General features: G+C 33.8%; 20 protein-coding genes. 16 read left to right on the top strand and 4 right to left on the bottom strand.

What is annotated here, in order from left to right; translation table 11 throughout:
* Positions 1-53: 53 nt before the first annotated feature.
* A complete protein-coding gene (locus tag RZO55_RS21140; RefSeq protein ID WP_318066250.1) occupies positions 54-476 on the bottom strand; it encodes a hypothetical protein in 423 nt (140 codons plus the stop codon).
* Positions 477-1,115: 639 nt separating this feature from the next.
* Between RZO55_RS21140 and RZO55_RS21135 the strand changes: the two genes are divergently transcribed.
* From RZO55_RS21135 to RZO55_RS21085, 11 genes are all read left to right on the top strand, one after another.
* On the top strand, positions 1,116-2,426 hold the full coding sequence (locus tag RZO55_RS21135) for a sensor domain-containing diguanylate cyclase (protein WP_318066249.1): 1,311 nt from the start codon (positions 1,116-1,118) through the stop codon (positions 2,424-2,426).
* Positions 2,427-2,541: 115 nt separating this feature from the next.
* On the top strand, positions 2,542-3,564 hold the full coding sequence (locus tag RZO55_RS21130; protein ID WP_318066248.1) for an FkbM family methyltransferase: 1,023 nt from the start codon (positions 2,542-2,544) through the stop codon (positions 3,562-3,564).
* A 143-nt stretch (positions 3,565-3,707) separates the two neighbouring features.
* Complete coding sequence (locus RZO55_RS21125) at positions 3,708-4,271, top strand: TetR/AcrR family transcriptional regulator (protein WP_318066247.1); 564 nt, start codon at positions 3,708-3,710, stop codon at positions 4,269-4,271.
* Positions 4,272-4,379: 108 nt separating this feature from the next.
* Positions 4,380-4,583, top strand: a complete 204-nt coding sequence (locus RZO55_RS21120; RefSeq protein WP_318066246.1) for a hypothetical protein — start codon at positions 4,380-4,382, stop codon at positions 4,581-4,583.
* Positions 4,580-5,359 (top strand): SDR family NAD(P)-dependent oxidoreductase, encoded by a 780-nt coding sequence (locus RZO55_RS21115; protein WP_318066245.1) that lies wholly within the window; start codon positions 4,580-4,582, stop codon positions 5,357-5,359. Before RZO55_RS21120 ends, RZO55_RS21115 begins: the two co-directional genes overlap by 4 nt.
* A gap of 169 nt (positions 5,360-5,528) precedes the next feature.
* Positions 5,529-5,984, top strand: a complete 456-nt coding sequence (locus tag RZO55_RS21110; protein ID WP_318066244.1) for a hypothetical protein — start codon at positions 5,529-5,531, stop codon at positions 5,982-5,984.
* A gap of 618 nt (positions 5,985-6,602) precedes the next feature.
* Positions 6,603-6,800, top strand: coding sequence for a hypothetical protein (locus tag RZO55_RS21105; protein WP_318066243.1), 198 nt, complete (start codon positions 6,603-6,605; stop codon positions 6,798-6,800).
* Between the two features lie 137 nt (positions 6,801-6,937).
* Complete coding sequence (locus RZO55_RS21100) at positions 6,938-9,097, top strand: peptidase domain-containing ABC transporter (RefSeq protein WP_318066242.1); 2,160 nt, start codon at positions 6,938-6,940, stop codon at positions 9,095-9,097.
* Positions 9,097-9,762 carry a hypothetical protein gene (locus tag RZO55_RS21095; protein WP_318066241.1) on the top strand — a complete coding sequence of 222 codons (666 nt, stop codon included), beginning with the start codon at positions 9,097-9,099 and terminating at the stop codon, positions 9,760-9,762. Before RZO55_RS21100 ends, RZO55_RS21095 begins: the two co-directional genes overlap by 1 nt.
* Before the next feature lie 15 nt (positions 9,763-9,777).
* The gene (locus tag RZO55_RS21090; protein WP_318066240.1) at positions 9,778-10,452 is read left to right on the top strand and encodes an ABC transporter ATP-binding protein; all 675 of its coding nucleotides are present in this window, start codon (positions 9,778-9,780) and stop codon (positions 10,450-10,452) included.
* The gene (locus tag RZO55_RS21085) at positions 10,442-13,057 is read left to right on the top strand and encodes an ABC transporter permease (protein WP_318066239.1); all 2,616 of its coding nucleotides are present in this window, start codon (positions 10,442-10,444) and stop codon (positions 13,055-13,057) included. The genes RZO55_RS21090 and RZO55_RS21085 overlap by 11 nt, the downstream gene beginning before the upstream one ends.
* A 125-nt stretch (positions 13,058-13,182) precedes the next feature.
* Here the strand turns inward: RZO55_RS21085 and RZO55_RS21080 are convergent, their stop codons facing one another.
* Genes RZO55_RS21080 through RZO55_RS21070 form a run of 3 tightly spaced genes read right to left on the bottom strand, consistent with a single transcriptional unit; the run spans position 13,183 to position 14,941 of the window.
* Positions 13,183-13,971 (bottom strand): ABC transporter permease, encoded by a 789-nt coding sequence (locus tag RZO55_RS21080; protein WP_318066238.1) that lies wholly within the window; start codon positions 13,969-13,971, stop codon positions 13,183-13,185.
* Positions 13,972-13,974: 3 nt separating this feature from the next.
* Positions 13,975-14,613: an ABC transporter ATP-binding protein gene (locus RZO55_RS21075; RefSeq protein WP_318066237.1), complete on the bottom strand. Its 639-nt coding sequence runs from the start codon at positions 14,611-14,613 to the stop codon at positions 13,975-13,977.
* Positions 14,614-14,632: 19 nt separating this feature from the next.
* Positions 14,633-14,941 (bottom strand): PadR family transcriptional regulator, encoded by a 309-nt coding sequence (locus RZO55_RS21070; protein WP_318066236.1) that lies wholly within the window; start codon positions 14,939-14,941, stop codon positions 14,633-14,635.
* A gap of 196 nt (positions 14,942-15,137) precedes the next feature.
* Between RZO55_RS21070 and trxA the strand changes: the two genes are divergently transcribed.
* From trxA to RZO55_RS21045, 5 genes are all read left to right on the top strand, one after another.
* The gene (gene trxA / locus RZO55_RS21065) at positions 15,138-15,449 is read left to right on the top strand and encodes a thioredoxin (RefSeq protein WP_318066235.1); all 312 of its coding nucleotides are present in this window, start codon (positions 15,138-15,140) and stop codon (positions 15,447-15,449) included.
* Between the two features lie 99 nt (positions 15,450-15,548).
* Positions 15,549-17,120, top strand: coding sequence for a putative bifunctional diguanylate cyclase/phosphodiesterase (locus RZO55_RS21060; RefSeq protein ID WP_318066234.1), 1,572 nt, complete (start codon positions 15,549-15,551; stop codon positions 17,118-17,120).
* Positions 17,117-17,701, top strand: coding sequence for a class I SAM-dependent methyltransferase (locus RZO55_RS21055; protein ID WP_318066233.1), 585 nt, complete (start codon positions 17,117-17,119; stop codon positions 17,699-17,701). Before RZO55_RS21060 ends, RZO55_RS21055 begins: the two co-directional genes overlap by 4 nt.
* Positions 17,702-17,822: 121 nt before the next feature.
* The gene (locus tag RZO55_RS21050; RefSeq protein ID WP_318066232.1) at positions 17,823-18,299 is read left to right on the top strand and encodes a DUF134 domain-containing protein; all 477 of its coding nucleotides are present in this window, start codon (positions 17,823-17,825) and stop codon (positions 18,297-18,299) included.
* A 140-nt stretch (positions 18,300-18,439) separates the two neighbouring features.
* Positions 18,440-18,931: a flavin reductase family protein gene (locus RZO55_RS21045; protein ID WP_318066231.1), complete on the top strand. Its 492-nt coding sequence runs from the start codon at positions 18,440-18,442 to the stop codon at positions 18,929-18,931.
* The last annotated feature ends 16 nt before the right edge of the window (positions 18,932-18,947 follow it).

Below are 18,947 nucleotides of genomic sequence, written 5' to 3'. Positions count from 1 at the left end.
TTTCGTGCACATAAGTAATGCAAAAACTAAGACTAAAATGCCTTTAAACTTTTTCATTTCATTCCCCTTTTCTTTACGTAAAATTTAACTGCCAAAACTGATATTATAAAATTGACTGTTATGTTACAAATAGCATATATACAACCATTAATAAATAATTCAATTCCATTTACCGCTTTTATCTGATTCCAAAAGACTATTCCTATCACCAAATTTATTAGCAAAGGAAATAATACATAGTGATGAATACATTTTTGAAAAAATTTAACGGATAAAATTGAAGTTAACGCCGTTAATATAATTATTATAAATATGCCCAAGAACCACCTCATATCATAAGCTGCTAAATTAATAATGCCGACTACTAATGCACACAATATTAATGTTTTGAAAAAAAATAACAAAAGTAATTTTAATGAATTATTTATTTTGAAATTGATTATCAGATTATTTTCTTCATCTTTATTAAAAATCATTATTTAGTTCTCCTATATGTATTTTTTGGTATAATTAATGTAACACTGGTTAATATAAAAAACAACCCAAGTGCCAAAATTATACATGTTAAGTGCCAAAATTTGCACATACTAGAATAGATTATCCTAGAAAGTTCAATATTGATATATCTTATATACGAACAAACCCATAAATACATGAAACCGATAAATCCGGATATAAACTATATAAATAGGTAGATGATAAATTGAAGTATAAGGCATGTTGGATAGTAATATCTGATATGCCTGTTTTTGGAGTTAAAAGATTATTATAAGACTGAAATTCTAATAAAAATGCTTTTTAACTAAATTTTCGAAAGCATATGATTCTTAATGTAGAAATGACGTGGGTTATCGTATATAATGAGAAAGATTATTCAAACTTGTATGCAAAATATCAATAAAACTGCCAATACCCGGTAGTTAGTGCCAGCATGATACACCGCGAATAAAAGACATAGGGTATGATCTAGAGGAGCAAATGTTAAAAAAAATATACTACTACTTAGCAATCTTATTATCATTATTTCTATTGTAATCGGATTTATCGGCATCGTATATCGAGATACCACAGCGTACCAGGATCTGGCGGAAAAACATTTGGAAAATATCTTAAGCTTGGCTAATAAGGATATTTCCAACCATGTAGAAGACTCTATGACTAAGCCAGTGATGGTTTCAAAAACAATGGCGAATGATGAATTCCTGAAAAAATGGCTTTCACAGGAACCTCAAAATGTTGGGAATGATACATACCTGAAACAATTATATAATTATTTACACACGTACCGGAATAAATATGGATATACCACAGTATTTTGTATTTCAGCTGAAACAGAAAATTATTATTATCAGGGCGGCTTTAATAAGACAATTTCAAAGACAGACGATCATGACGTCTGGTATTATAATTTTATTAAATCGGGTAATGAATATGATCTTGAAGTAGATACCAATGAGACAAAGAATGATTATATTACGGTCTTTGTTAATTTCCGTGTAGAAGGCAGCGATGGATCACTTCTGGGTGTAATTGGTGTGGGGTTACAGGTCGATTCCCTGGGGGATACAATCTATTCTTATGAAAAAGATTATGGAATGTCGGTTCATATCATTAATGTCATGGGAGCCGAAACTTCCTTTAAAGGGGATACCGATATTTTTATCAGTGAAGAGGACTTGCAAAAACGCGTTGGGATTACAGAGAGACTTCAGTTAAACAGGTCTGAAATCCCGAGCATGCAATGGTACACGTCTGAAGGAAAACGAAAATGCTTAATCACACAGTATGATAAAATGCTCGGATGGTATTTAGTCCTTGAGATGGATACCAGTTCCATTAGTCAGGTGTTTCAGGAACGTGTAAAAAGCAATGTATTTTTTATGCTTGTTGCATTGGCAGCCTGTATTGTGGTTTCCACATCTGTTTTTATCAATTGCAATCTGCGTATTGTTAAAATTGAGAATACAGATGAGTTAACGGGACTTCCAAATCGAAAGCAATTCTCAAGACGGTATCTGTCATTTCTTCGAAAGAACCGGAAGAGACAAAAAACGCTATTTATGTTTGACATTGACCATTTTAAGGATATTAACGATTCATACGGCCATATATTTGGGAATTCAGTCATTAAAATGGTTGGGGAGGACTTACAAAATACAATTGGCGAACATGGGATTGCGGCACGATGGGGTGGAGACGAGTTTTTCGGGGTCTTATTAATGGGTCCCGATGAGGCAAAGCAAATTATGGAACAGTTTATGGACTCATTGAAAGGCGTGGAAAAGAATGAAAAATACCATGTGACCATCAGTGTGGGGATTTCAGCGGTGGATGAAGACCTTAGTATGGAGCAGATGGTTAAGAAAGTTGATGAGGCGCTATATCATTCCAAAAAAAGCGGACGGAATCAGATTACAATTTTATAATGCTATATTCGTTGGGCAAAGAATAGAAAACGTACCTTTTGGCTTTGGGTTCAAATGCACTTTTTAATAAAAATAGAATATTATAGTAGAGGTAATAAAAATTAAAGGAGAGAAGATGTCTAAACAAAGTGCTTCTTCTAAAATAGCAGATAATGCAATGCCAAACAAAGGATATCCTGTAAAGGATGAGACGATGTCAATTCAGGTTGATAAATATTTTGGACGACTTATGAATTTTATAGAAGAACGTAATCTGGAAGATATTAAGTCTGCAATTAAACAAAATTTACAATATTGTCAGAAAAAAGATGGTCCGGTTTATAATGCAATCGTTAATTATTACAACCGTTACAGCAGTCTGTGGGGCGGTTATGATCCTAATAAGCAAATATTCGATCTGGTGGATAACCGTGCAGATGCATTAGTGAATCATAAAAAGGATTTTGAATGGCTGTATGAGCGGCTAGGTGATTATAGATCTAAAAAGATACTATTAAATATCCTTTCATATTGGCTTAAAACTGATAAGACTTTTATTGGAGATATCTGTGATAAGTGTTTTGGCCAGTATTTTGATCTTGATCTGATACACTGCGATAATAATGAGGTTTTTGTGGATATCGGAGCTTATATAGGGGATACTCTGATACAATATACAAATATGTTTGGTAAAAATTGTTATAAGCAAATTTATTGTTATGAAATTGTACCCGCAAATGTACAATCCATTTATAAAAACGTAGATGCTTTTAAACTGGAAAATGTGGTAGTGCGTGAGATGGGGGTAAGTGATAAAAAAGGATTTATGTATTTAGAGGAAGATGGCGTTTCTTCAGTCCGCCAACTTTCAAAAGATGGAACTATCCGGACTCCAACCGTTACCATAGATGATGATATTAAGGGGGAAGTCACGTTTATTAAGATGGATATCGAGGGCGGAGAAGAGAGTGCATTATTAGGATGCAAAAATAAGATTGCCCAGTATCACCCCAAAATGGCATTAAGTGCTTATCATAATCATAAAGACCTATGGAAATTAGCGCGTATTATTGATGAAATTGATCCGTCTTATCAGTTTTATCTGCGCTATTATGGATTTCCGCTTGTCCCCACGGAATTTTTATTATATGCATTGTAACGTCCAGAACTCAGACAATCCCAAACTTTGAGAAAACCTTCAGACTGTTGTAAATAAATCTACACAGCCTGAAGGTGATATTGACATATATTCATTGACATATATTCATCAACTGGCTATAATACAATTTTGGGAGGAATTAAATGAGAATATCAAAAGAACCAGAAGTCCGTAAACGTGAAATTGCAGATAATGCTATGAGATTATTCTGTGAAAAAGGTTATGAGGCAACTTCTATGAAGGATATTGCGAAAGCAGTCAATGTCGTTCCAGGCCTTTGCTACAACTATTTTAAGTCAAAGTATGAATTATATGAATTTGCCATTGCTCTGTATGCCAATGAGTGCCTTGCCCCATTAATTGAGATTCTGCAAACAGAGGAAGAATCACTGGATGCATTCTATGAAAAAATAGTGGCTGCTTTTATCCGGAATGATGGAAAAGAAAAGTATCACGATTTTTTTCATAAAGATGGTAATCAATTATTTCATAAGCAGTTAGAAATAGTGATGAATGATAAGATTCAGCCATATATAGAAAACTTTATTGCCTGTCTTAACAAAAAGGGACAGTTAAAAGTTGAAGATCCTAAAAGTGCATCAAGGTTTATTGTATATGGGCAATCCCCGATTGTAAATGATGATACCCTGACACCAGAAGAAAAAGCAGAAAAAGTAATGTCGATGATAAAATTAATATTGAAATGACAGATACCTCGGTAAATTTCCGGGGTATAAAAATATTTATCGAATGAATAAGTATCAATGAATAAAATTCATAGAAATCATGGAGGTAAATTTAAATGGATTTAGGATATGAAAAAGCGTCAGTTTTATACAGGCTCATTGACGAATTGGGAAACAACAAGATTACTTATTAAAGAGCCACAACGGGTAAACGATGGTATGCCTGTTATTGAAATAGAAGAATTAATGACAAGGAATGGATTTTACAGAGAAAGTTATAATTTATCTAATAATACATATAGTGCAGTTTATAAAAAGAGGAGAAATCAATGAAGAATGTGGCATTAATAACAGGTGCAACCAGCGGACTTGGTCTGGCTTATGCAAAGGAGTATGCGAAAAGGGGATACAATCTCATTATTACCGGGAGAAGGGAAGATAAGATTAAGGCAAATGCTGTAAATTTGGAAAATACGTTTAACGTAAAAGTCAAAACAATTATTGTAGATCTGGCAAATGAAGAAGGTTTAGATATTCTTCTTTCTGGTATACGGGATGATGAAATTGAAGTATTAGTTAACAATGCAGGGTTCGGATTAAAGCCTTTTTTTTCAGAAGTGATAAAGGAAGATATAGATCGAATCATGTTTTTACAAATGAATACTGTAGTTATACTAACCCAGAATGTATTAAAACAAATGCTGGTCAGAGACAGGGGAACAATTATTAATATTTCTTCCGATGGTGCATTTGCAGTAATGCCAAGAAATGTCTTATATTCTTCAACAAAACTATTTATCCTGAATTTTACTGAAGGTCTATACATGGAACTGATAGATTCCGCGATTCGTGTGCAGGTGGTATGCCCGGGTTTTATTGATTCGGATTTTCATGAAAGTGCAGGAATGAATGTAGTTAAGAAAAAAACAGGGTTTATGAAATTTATGGATCCAGATAAAATAGTTCATTTAGCAATGAGAGATTTAAAGATAGGACGGGTGGTAAGTTTGCCTGGCTTGGATGTAAAAATAATCCAAATTATGAAAAAATTACTACCAAGAAAGATGTTTTATAAAATAATTATTAGCTTTGCGAGAAAAATGAAATAAAAAAGAGCGTTTATAGTATTAAAAAATTAACATTTTATAACATTTTCTATCCATTTTTTACAAATAACTTACTTATCTTTACAATAACATAACTTTCATTGACTTACAATTTTTACAAAGATATACTATTAGCGGATCCGAAATAGTTATTTAGGAGGTAGAGATATATATGAAAAGAAAGTATTTGGCAGTTACAGTATTATCAATGGCTATGGCAATAGGAACAGCGATGTCAGCGTTTGCTGCTGGCTTCGAAAGTACTCCCCAGGGAATGAAGTACAAATGGGGATCTGGCGATTATTGTACAAATAACTGGGTTAATTATAAAAGCCACTGGTTTTTCTTTGGGAATGATCAAATTATGCGTACCGGCTGGATTCAAAGAGATAACACCTGGTATTATGCAGCTGACACCGGAGAGCTTCAAGGCGGAATTATGAAAATCAATGGTAATGTCTACTACTTTAACACCAGTACTCTGCAAATGGTGACCGGGCCTTACTCCTATAATAATGACAGAAATTATTATACTGAAAACGGAACCACAGATGGGGGACCATATGTCTATACACAATGGAACAGTGATGGAACCATCAGACGGGGTAAAAAATTTGGCGTTCGTTAATTTTTATTATTGATAACTCTATACTAAAGAACCTTGCAGGCCATTAAAACGGCTGTGCAGGGTTTTTTTAGTACTTTAGACCAATTGGTGGTTACAATGATAGAAAATTATGGAGGTGCGTGCTATCTTGACAGATAAAAATATAACATTGGGACTTGCGAGTATTATATTTCTATTATAAAAGATCTCTCTTTCTCTTATTCTAGAGTGAGAAATCCAATATAGAAATTTAAAATATACAAACATTGATCAAAACTGATTGAAAAAAGAAGTGGTCAAAGGTGATGTAGAAACGCCAATTTTTTAGATGTATGGTTAAAACTGTGCATGAAAAATATGGCTCGGTTAGAATCCGGTATAAGCACTTTTTTGATGCTCGATAGAACACTCTATGATTGTATTATCATAGGGATTTCCCTCTTGGATATTCTATGGCTTAATAAATTATAAAAGCATTCTAAAATAACAATTGTAAAATATTAGGGAAAATGTCGGTCAGTATCGATATTTCTACATCTTTCTTAAATCAAACGGGTTTAATGTTATCTTAATTATATAAACCATTAATATTAATGGATTTAAATCCATTGATATAATAAAATTAAGGAGGAAACTGGAATGAGTGGAATGATCAATTTAACAAAAGAGGAACTTGACTTGGTGAAAGGAGGGGCTTGTAATTCTGATTATGGATATTATTTTTGTTGTCCTGCGAACAAGAAAAAACTACAGGAAAAAGTAAAAAAGTATCAGAAATCAGATTACGAAAAAGCTAAGAAATATATTCAGTTTGTTTATGAGTGTTGTGATCTCTAAGAAGTTTTGTGTTAATTTTGGGCTAGAGTCTTTATATACAAAGATTCTAGCCTTTTGATATAACTTTTTGCTAGAAACACAGACACGAATATAAATTATAAATAAATTTAACATATAATGGCAAAGGATGAAGACTTATGAGATATAAATGCATTAAACAGTATGATTCGGCGGATTGTGCAAGTGCTTGCATTGCATCTATAGTTTGGCATTATGGAAAAAAAGTATCATTATCTAAGATTCAAAATTATACAAATATGAATAAAGATGGCATTAATATAAATGATATTATTAATGCCTCCCAGAGGCTTGGCATGCTTGCTAGTGCAGCAAAAAAAACAGAAAAGTTTAATAGCAGTGAGATAGAACTGCCATGTATAGCACATGTTTATTTAGAAAATGGTGCAGGTCACTTTATTGTGATATATGATATTAAAAAAGATAATTTAATTATTTCTGATCCCGCTGTTGGTCTGATTAAAGTTGATAAAGATGGCTTTTTTAATTCTAATTATACAGAAAGTTCGCCATATAAATGGAGTGGGATATTAATATTTTTGAAACCAGGTAAAGATTTTACAAAGAATTCTGAAGAAACAAATAATAGAAAGTTTTGGAAGCTCGTAATATTCCAGAGAGAAAATGCTATAAAAATTATTATTTTATCTTTTTTATCAATGTTATTGAGTATTTTAATGTCATTCTATTTTCAGATAATTATAGATATTGTAATACCAAATAAGTGGGAATATTCACTTGTTTTAATTACTTTTATTTTTATTGGTTTAACTATTATAAATGCATATATAAGTAAATTACGAATAAAATTATCATTAGATATAAGTAAAAATATTAGTTTAAAGTTATCTTTAGATTATTTTGAGCATACATTGAATTTACCCCTTTCGTTTCATGAGTCAAGAAAAAATGGTGACATTATCTCTAGATTTCAGGATGCAAGTAAGATACAAGAGATATTAGTTACAAGTATTTTAGTGTTGCCAGTTGACATAATGTTTATAATAATTGTGGGAATTATATTATGTCTAAAAAGTATACAGCTGTTTATCTTAGTTTTAATAATGTGCATTAGTTATATTATCTCCATAGTTATTTATCGGGAAAAGTATTCGATACTAAATGCAAAACATATGAACCAACAATCTGTTATGACCAGTCATTTAGTTGATTGTTTAGATGGAATTGAGACAATTAAAGTTTACCAAAAGGAAAATAATATTTTTAACTCAGGAAAATTAAAGTTTAATAAGTGGCAGAATTTAATTCTTCAATTAGGTAATGTGGAAAATAATCAGGCTGCTTTACAGACCATAATTAATAGCGTAGGCGAAATATTAATTCTTTGTGTAGGAACGTTTGAGGTTATTCATGGGCTAATTACCCTTGGTGAGCTAATTACATATAACATATTAATCAGGTATATGTTAATGCCAATTAGTAATATAGTTAATCTGCAACCAGAGTATCATATGGCCAAGGTAGCTATGGAGCGTTTAGATTCAATAATGGATGCTCAAATAGAGTTTTACTCCGGGTATAATTTGGAGAGTATTAAGCGTATTGAAATGAGAAATATTAACTATAGTTTTAATTCATATAAAAATGTATTAAATCTAATTGGAATTAAGATTGATAAGGGTAAAAATATAGCTATCGTCGGGGATAATGGCAGTGGTAAGACTACAATAGCTAAGCTTTTAATGAAACTATATATGCCACAATCAGGTGAAATATTTATAAATAGTGTGGATTACTCAAAACTAAGCTTAAATTATGTACGTAAACATATTGGTTATGTCACTCAAGAAGATTTTATTTTTTCGGGTAGTGTGAAAGATAATCTGTTAATGGGTGAAATTAATATTTCTGAAGATCGATTAGTTGCTGTAGCTAAAATGATGGGAGTACATGATTTTGTAAGTATTATGCCAAGAGGATATGATAGTGTATTGACGGAACGGGGGAATAATATTTCAAAGGGACAAAGACAAAAGATAGCTTTAGCCAGAGCTGTGTTATATAATCCGGATTTTTTAATATTAGATGAGGCGACAAGTAATATGGATATTAACAGTGAACATAAAATTATTGAAACATTAAAGAAAGATACAAACATAACATTAATTATTATAACACATAGATTGAATAATATTCTGGATTGCAATCGAATTTTTGTTATGGATAAGGGTTATATTGTTGCAGAGGGAAGTCATGAGGATTTATTGAAAAATAGCCAACTTTATAGAAAATATTATGAGAATCAGGAGGGGAAATAATGAGGAAAAAGATAATAAATAGCATTATAGTTTTATTTGTATTATTATTTATTGGAGGAGGATTATTTTTTCTGGTGCCAAGGGTAAGAGAGGAAACTACTGGCAGCAGAAACATTAAATACACACTGGAACAATTATATAATCAGAGCGGACATTTTTACGTATATTTTAATCGGGAGGATTGTCCGTATTGCGATAATGTAAAAAAAGATATAGAAAAGTTTGCAAAAGATGAAAAGGTTATTATGGTTGATACAGAATTGTTAAAGGGCATAAAAAATTATGATTGGGATGCACATGAGGTCAAATACGATGTTGAAATTGGAGAAAAAACGGATGGAAGAGCGATAAAATTTTACGATGGTAAAACTGAAAAAGATATTAAGCAGTTATATCCGTCTTTGAATTATAAAATTTTGTGGGTTAATCAAAGATATGCAGAACTACATGAAGGAAAAAAATATGGAAAAGTATATGCAGTTTATACTCATCCTGTTTTGGAGAAAGAAGATTTAAAGAAAGAAAATTTAATAATACCCGCAGTTCCTATATTAATGGAGTTTCGTGATCATGTTGTAATTAATTATTTTTTTGATGATAAAGAGATTATAGCATTTTTAAAGTTGAATACAAAACCTTTAGATTCCTATTGGAATCTGGATTAAATAGGAGATAGTAGTATGAAAGCATTACAATTAGTATCCTTGACAAAGACATATGAAAGTGGCAATTTAAACATAAAAGTATTGGATGATATCAATTTATCCATTTATCCAAAAGAATTTGTCTCTATCATTGGTTCATCAGGAAGTGGAAAAACCACACTTCTTAACATAATAAGTGGTTTGGAATACCCTGACTCAGGCAGAGTTCTTATTAATGAATGTGATCTGGCAGATTTAAATGACGAAGAAAGAGCAAAGTTCAGATTAAAAAACATAGGCTTTGTTTTTCAGAATTACAACTTAATTCCAGTGATCAATGTGTTGGAAAACATAATATTGCCTGCTAAACTTGATGGTAGAAAAATTAATATAGATGAGGTGACTGAAATATCAAAAATACTTGAAATTGATGACAAGTTATATCAGAAGCCTAATTTCTTATCAGGGGGACAGCAGCAGAGAGTTGCAATAGCAAGAACTTTGTATACGAAACCGACTATTGTTCTTGCGGATGAGCCAACGGGTAATCTGGACTCAAAATCAAGTGAGAAAGTTATTAAACTGATGAAACGTATGAGCGAAACGTATGGGCAAACTATGATTGTTGTCACACATGATAATAAAGTAGCGGAAGCAGCAGATCGTGTTATACAAATAGAGGATGGAAAAGTAGTTAGTGATGGGAAATAATAAATATGATGTAAATCAAAACGTATTAAAAGTATTATTAAACGCCTATAGAAGAAGTAATAAAAAGCGTGATGCTGTTTTAATCTCAGGCGTTTCTATTATGATTGGATTAACGTTTATTATATTTAGCTTCCTATACGGTAAGTTAAATATAGATACATTAAAAAATGTACGGGAGGATGGCATTGCTGTATCTACTTATTTAGAATATGGAACAATAAATTTAGAGGATAAAATCAGAAGGCTTCCATTTGTGGACAATGTGGGTAAAGAAAAATTTGCTGGAAACATTTTCTTAAATGGTCAAAAGATCTGTACATGTATAGTAACGGATGATTTTACATATCAAGCTATGATAAAGCCAGCTTATACTAATATTATTGGGAACTATCCACAAAGCGTGGACGAAATAATGTTATCCGAAAAAACATTAAAATATTTGGGCATTGCTAATCCTAAGATTGGTATGAAGATAAATTTAGAGTTTTACTGGAACATTCTCAGTAAAGAGGAATTGACTGGTATTCAGACATTTGTTCTGTGTGGATATTATACAGATTATCACAATAGTTTAAGCGATAAATCAATTGCTTATATTTCCATTAACAGATGCAGGCTGGGAAATATTGATCTTTATCCATCCAGGATATTAATTGATGTTAAGACAAAGTATGGGAAAGCAGAACTAATTGAGAGAAATTTATATCAAAATATTCCTTTGAGTGATGACAACCAATATTTTATGAGCAGTGCGACTGCCCAGTACAGAGCAATGGAAAATATGGCAGGCGGATTGGGCAGTGCTATCGTATTTATATTATTAATTTGTTTCAGTATGTTTATTTTTGTTTATAATACTCTTTTTATTTCATTAAATTTTGATATCAGGCAGTATGGACTTTTAGAAGTGATAGGGGTGACAGGCAAACAAATTAAAATTATGATATATCGGCAGGTTTTAAGAATATATCTGGCGGGTTGTGTAATTGGTAGTGGAATTGGCGGATTCGTGGTGAATCAATTGCTGCCTGAGTTATTAAATCATATGTACCTTAGCAATGAAGGAAATGTCAGGGAGATAAGCGCTTTTAATAATAACTTCTTGGTAATAACCATTTTGTTGGCTGCTGTTATTATGTTTATTGCAGCAAAAACGGTAGTCGATAAATTGCTGAAGATGAGCCCTGTTGAAGCAATGAAAGGTTTAAAGCAGAATGCTAGTGTACAAAAGAGAGTTACGAAAAAAGAGAGGTATTTTAATATAAATCCTATTCTTAATCTGGCTATTGGAAATTTACTGCGAGACAAGAAAAAGTTAGTTCTGACTGTAGTTTCTTTAACAATTGGCTGTGAGATAGCATTAGTTTCATGTGTGCTGGCGCTAGGGACGGATTCTATAAACCGATTATCTCAAAACCCTGATTTTGTTTTAGGGATAACCCAGGATGCAATTAACAATTTATTAGAAAATAGTGATTACTCAACTGAGAAGCAGCTATTGACGGAAACAATTACTTCGGAAATATTATATAAATGTGGGTTAAACACTGAAAAAGTATCCAATATTTATGGATATTTCCCCATTTGTGATAAATCAACGCAAAAAGTTTTAAAAGTTTTAAATGTGAATACAAATTATACAATTGTAGTACAAAAAATAAATAAGCAGGAATGGGAAAGTCTGTTCAAATATATAACAAAATATGATCTGATTATTGATACTAAAGAATTTGTTGAGGGGGATGGAACTATTATCTTACATAATCATTTGGCTTCTGGAGAAAATAAACAAAAGCAAAAAGATCTGATAGGAAAAACAATCTCTCTTTATGACATCGCACCGCAGGGCACAAAAATAACGGAGATGAATTCAATACAATTAAAAAATTGTGGATATTTAGATATTTCAGCCTTGGATTTTCCGAATCTGAAGTTAAGTGATCGTAGTATAAATATCATTTTTTTCCTTGTAAGTGAAAAGGAATTCGATCGTTTATCAAAGACATTAACCAGACAGCTGTTGAAAACTGAAATAAACGTATCGAAAGAGCAGGAAAATAATATAAAAAATTTGTTGAAAAATTGGGTAAAAGAAAAAAACTTAGAATATCAGGCTAAGAATGACTTACAAAATCAAGACTTAATGTATCTTGTTTGTAATTCTGATGTAATTGCAAGTCAGAAAGATTATATTTCAGGAAGCAGAATTATCATGATGTCTGTTAGTGCAGCATTAATATTTATTGGTATTCTTAATTATACGAATACAATGGTAATGAATATACTGACAAGAAAAAAAGAACTGATTATACTGGAAAGCATTGGTTTGAGTAAAAAAAGATTAAGAATGATGCTTATAGTAGAAGGGGCATTATATAGTCTGATGATAATAGGACTTCTGTTAACAATAGGTAATCTGTTATTACTTTTACTGGTGAAATATATTGAATATAAAATAATTTATTTTAAGCTAATATATCCTTTTTCAGCACTATTTTTTATAGTGCTTACATTAGTGGTTATGTGTATTTTAATACCCTATATCATATGTGGTCAGCATATAAAGGAAAGTATTAGTCTGCGAAAAAAACAAATTGAAGAATAACGTTTTACAATAAAAGAACAGTATTGAATATTTGTTAGTACATATTCAATACTGTTCTTAACCGGCTGAAAGAGTCCCTTTGGAATTGCGGAAAACGATATGACAAAACTGTATCTGATATGGAACTAATGAACATCAACTGTTAACTGACCCTGCTCATTAAAAAATGTCTGATACCCCATCTGCACAAATAAAATAACAGATAAAGCCACGCTGCCCAGTATTCCCAGCATAATTGCTATCTGGTATTCAATCGCAGTGACCGGTGAGGTCCCAGATAAGATCTGACCTGTCATCATGCCCGGCAGAAATACAATACCCATACCAACCATTGAATTTATGGTAGGCAGGATTGCTGAATCAAACGCATGATCGACGATTTGTTTTGCTGCCATTTTCGGAGTTGCACCCAGCATCAACGCACCTTCGACCATATTTTTCTGTAATTCCATGCCCTCAGTTAAACGGCTGACTCCTAAGGAAATACCCGTCATGGAATTGCCAATCAGCATTCCTGCTACTGGTATGAAATAACGGGGATTATACCAGGGCGTTATCCGTACGACTACAAGCAGGAAATATAACAGGCAGGAAATGGTGCCTGCAGCCATTGAAAATGCAATGATCCGGGTCAGCCGTGATGAAAACTTTAGTTTCGTTCTCTTGATAATATTATGAACAGCGAATACCTCCATCCCAATTAATACCAGGATTGTATACAGAGGAGATGAGCTATCAAAAAGGTATAACAACAGATGCCCGGTGAGAATAAGCTGAATTGTCATTCTTACGGAAGAAATAAACAGCTCCTTTTCCCTTGGAATCCCTTTTAATTTAACCATTAGCATTACTATAAGTACAAAGATATATGCGGCAAGCATTTGCCATATATGCAGATCAATGACCTGATTCATATCCTACACCTCCCTGGTTCTTACGATTTTACCCTGAGAAAGTTCTATGGTATCGTCTGAATAAGTCTGCGCAACTTTCTTTGAATGAGTAACCATAATTAAAGTTTTGCTGGTTTCTTTTGTGTATGCAACCAGATTTTCAATTATGAATCGCTCTGTTTCTTCATCCAGTGAAGAAGAGGGCTCATCCAGTAAAAAGACTTCCGGATCAAGCAGGATTACCCGGCCTAACGCCAGTCTTTGCTTTTCACCGCCGGATAACAGACCGCTTTCATCATCGAGACTTTTTTTCAGATGAACCATATTTAAAATCTGTAGAAGCTTATCATCACTGGCTGCAAGCTTTTCAGCAAATTTTAGGCCAATCAGCAGGTTATCTCTTATAGTTCCCGGAAAAATGGCGGGAAGCTGAGAAAGCATGACAACACTTCTTCTTAAATCCACAGAATTACAGTAGTTTAAATCCTTTCCGTTGTACATGATTTTTCCGCTGTCACAGCTGATTAGTTTGTTCAGGAGACGCAGAAGTGTGGACTTTCCGCTGCCGCTTTCTCCTATAATGCACGTAACTTTGGATTTTTCGATATTCAGTTCTTCAATGTCAAGAATATGTTTATATTTAACTTCCCTGAGTGAAAACATAAAATGCTGCCTCCTTTCATCAATTCTTTATTTCTTTAAAGAGTTCCTGCGCCTTTTTTCGGGCTTCTTCTAATACGTCGGCGCCTAAACTGGTTATTTTATAATATTTTCTGATTTTCCCCTCGACCGTTTTTTCTTCCATTTCCAGAAGTCCGCTTGATTTCATGCTGTGAAGAAGGGGATAAAGGGTTCCCGGACTCATATCATATCCATGGTTTTTAAGCTCTTCTATCATCCAAACACCATAAAAAGGTTCTTTTTTTGCATGATGAAGTATGTGAATCTGAATAAATCCAAGAAAAAATTTCCTCATTATTTTATCTTTCATTTTCAATCCTCCAATATTCGAATATCGATATTGATATGCGATATCGTATTATGATATTATATTACCATCGTTAATTACAGAATGCAAGATAAATTTTAAAATACCTCCGTGACATCATCACAGAAATAAATATTTTTTTGAGTTAAAATAACATCATCAAGAACATGTTTGGTATTTATGGAAAGGAGCATATACGATGAGTGTATTAAAAATAACCAAGGACAATTTTGAAAAAGAGGTAATGCAGTCAGATAAACCAATATTACTGGACTTCTGGGCCTCCTGGTGCGGACCATGCAAAATGGTAGGTCCCGTTGTGGAGCAGGTCGCAAAAGAGACAGCTGATGCAGCCAGAGTAGGAAAGATTAACGTAGATGAGGAGCAGGAGCTGGCTCAGGCATTCAAGGTTATGAGCATTCCAACGTTAGTGGTGATGAAAGAAGGAAAAGTGGTAAAAAGCACAGTGGGTGTCCAATCCAAACAGACGCTTTTATCAATGCTGCAGTAGATAATGAAAAGACAGAGGTTTAAACTCTGTCTTTTGTTATATACGCTTAACAGGGAACTACGGAATCAGAATTAAAATAAAACGGGATTGGCGTATAGTATGATGCTGTTTAAGAAGAAGTTAAACTTAATATTAAAAGATTTACCAATTCAGATGGTATTGCTATTATTGATTATTGTTGCGATGGCAGAGTTTGTCTCTGTATCGTTTATTATCATGAATCTGTTGAAAAAATTAAATATCAGTCCGGAGAATGAAAACATACAGTTGTTTATAAGCAAAATTGCATTTATAAACATCAGCATGATTTTGCTCTTCGGGCTTATTGTGCTTCTGGTATCAAGAATATTTAAGAAAATTAATAATTATGCTTTCTATAGCTGTACAACAGGTCTGCCCAATAAAAATTATATGATGAACAATTTAATCAATGAGATCTCTCAGGACAAAGAGTTTGCGGCATTAATCAGTCTGGATATGGATGATTTCAAGGCTGTCAATGATACACTGGGCCACCTGGCAGGTGACGAATTATTAAAGCTGGCAGGGGAGAGATTTGAACATGCGATTGGAGAGCAGGACTGTGTGTGCCATATTGGTGGGGATGAGTTTCTGTTCTTTATTAAATCCGCCCGCGATCAGGCCCAGACTGAGCTGATAGCAAAGAGAATACTGGGTTTATTTGCTGATCCGTTTTATGTAAATGGAAGTAAAGTAGACTATGTGAGCGCAAGTCTGGGGATTGCACTGATGCCAGAACACGGAACAAATTTTCAGACCTTATATAATTGCAGCGATGATGCCATGTATATGTCAAAAAAACTTGGCAAAAGCAGCTATACGTTTTATGATAAAAATATGAGTATGAACCTTTATGAGGAAACGATTAAGAAGAAGGAAATAAAAGATGGAATCAGGCAGAAGGAGTTTAAAGCCTACTACCAGGCAAAATATTCCCAAAACGGACAGCTTACAGGTGCAGAGGCACTGGCCCGATGGGTGAGGGCAGACGGGACCGTAGTGCCGCCATCAGAATTTATTGTATTTGCAGAAAAAAATGGGCTGATAGTGGCAATTACGGATCTGATTCTGGAAGAAGTATGCAAAGATATTCTTTCCTGGATTGATAAGGGTGAACGTGATTTTATCATTTCCATTAACATAACCTCCCAACACATCACAAGCAGGAAGCTAATCCTAAATTTAATAGAACAAATTGAATTGCTGCATGTACCGGCAGAATATCTGGAATTTGAAATTACAGAGTCAATGGTAATAGAAGATTTTCAAAAGGCGGTTGAAAATATCGCTTTGCTGAAATCCTATGGGCTCAAAGTGAGTATGGATGATTTTGGCACTGGATATTCCTCCTTAAATTATTTAAAGACATTGCCGATAGATATTATAAAGATTGATAAGTCATTTATTGATTCTGTCAGCTACAATGAAAAGGACAAAATACTTCTGGAAAATATCATTCATCTGGCACATGGATTTCAGCTTAAAGTTATAGCAGAAGGAATAGAATATGAGGATCAGCTAAACATATTAAAGGATATGGAGTGTGACATGTTCCAGGGATTCCTTCTGGGTAAACCGGTACATAAAGAAGAGTTTGAACAAGTATTTTTGAACAAAGACCATACTATTTCGATTGGAGAAAAATTATGACACATAAATTTAAGGTAATAAATAAAAGTAAATTAAACAGTCCAAAACGCAGAGAAGTACTGCCTGCAGATAAGATTCTTTCTGCAATTGGTATTCCCCCCGGGGAAATTGTTGCAGACATTGGCTGTGGGATTGGATTTTTCACATTTCCACTGTCCGGGGCAGTGGGGGATGAAGGAATTGTTTATGCGCTGGACATTGAAAAAGAGATGCTTGATGACGTGGAATCGGGAATGCTGGAGCAAAATATTAAAAATATCCGCACCGTTGTTACACAGGAATATAAACTGGTTTTAGAAGATGAAAGCGTTGATGTTGCTTTTTTATGCACCGTCATGCATGAAGTGAAGATGCGGGAAAAATTTTTAAAGGAAGCAAACCGTATCCTGTTTTCTGGGGGACGCATTGTTATTGTTGAATGGATTAAGAAAGACAGTGATTTCGGACCGCCCGCTGATCATCGTTTAGATAAAGACGTATTGAAAAAAAATCTTCAACGAACCGGTTTTAATGATATCCAAATTATGGATTTTAATGATTATTTTTATATAGCCACAGCAAAAAAGACAGGAGAAAGCTGATACACTTTTTATGTCATGTCCGCTTCCGGTCTTGATTCATTTATTGACATTTACAAGAAATCCGATATTATTATAGGTAAAGGATTAAGCCTGTAAACGGGTGTGAAAGAATGGTGATTCAATGGCAAGACCAACAAAATGGAGAAAAATAGAGCACGTTCCAGTCGTTCCGTATTTTGTTCCCTCAGAAACAGAAGTAGAACAGCTGTCTGAAAACATTTTGAAATTAGAGGAACTGGAAGCAATCCGGCTGAAAGATTTAGAGGGTCTGGAGCAGGGAGAGTGCGCACAGAGAATGGAAGTTTCAAGACCCACCTTTCAGCGTATTTTACTTTCTGCCAGGGAGAAGGTGGCGGACAGTCTGATACATGGGAAGATGATCCGGATCGAAGGAGGTAATTTCACACGGAATATCTGCCCGATTATCTGCAAGGACTGCGGGAAAGAGTGGAAAGAAAGCTTTGAGAACCTGGATGCGATTAAGAGCGGAGCGTATGTATGCCCGGATTGTGGTTCTGTCAATGTAATTTGCCAGGCTGGCTGCAGGAATAAGTTTTGCCGAAAGAACTGCTGGCGTCACCGGGATATTGATTATTAAAAAACAAAAGTGTCTGAATGCACAGTGCATAGCTGCTGCAGTCAGGCACTTTTTTGGCAGATATTGACATATGCTCAAAATGGGATTAAAATGTTTTAATGGGCATAAGATCAAAAAACAAATGAAAAGGAGAATTCATCATGATCAAGAAGGAAGCAGATAAAAAGGGTTCGCTTTGGCCTGCACCCAGGGTTTTGGTTTCCTGCCGGGGATTAAATGGAGAGAATAACGCTTTGGCTGTGGCTTATTGTGGGAATTGCAGCTATGCACCGCCAATGGTAATGGTAGGCATTGTACCAACCAGATACTCTTATAAAATGATTAAGGAATCCGGGTGTTTTGTGGTAAACATTGCAGAGAAAGATTATCAGGAAGTATTTGATTACCTTGGAAGAGTAAGTATGAGGGATGCGGACAAACTAAAGGATAAGAACGTAAGGATAGAAAATGGAAAAGTTGTGAATGCTCCTATCTTAGCAGACTGCCCTGTCAATATTGAGTGTACCGTGGTTGATTCCATTGTAACCGGTTCTCATGAGATGTTTGTCGGAAAAGTCGAATATGTTCATGCGAATGAGAATTTACTTAATGAAGATGGAAGTATTGATTTTTCTAAGATTCAGGTAATATAATTTTGAAACAATAATA

Source organism: Clostridium boliviensis (genome assembly GCF_033342255.1).
Classification (GTDB): Bacteria; Bacillota; Clostridia; order Lachnospirales; family Lachnospiraceae; genus Lacrimispora; species Lacrimispora boliviensis.
This window is presented reverse-complemented; position numbering and strand designations above follow the sequence as displayed.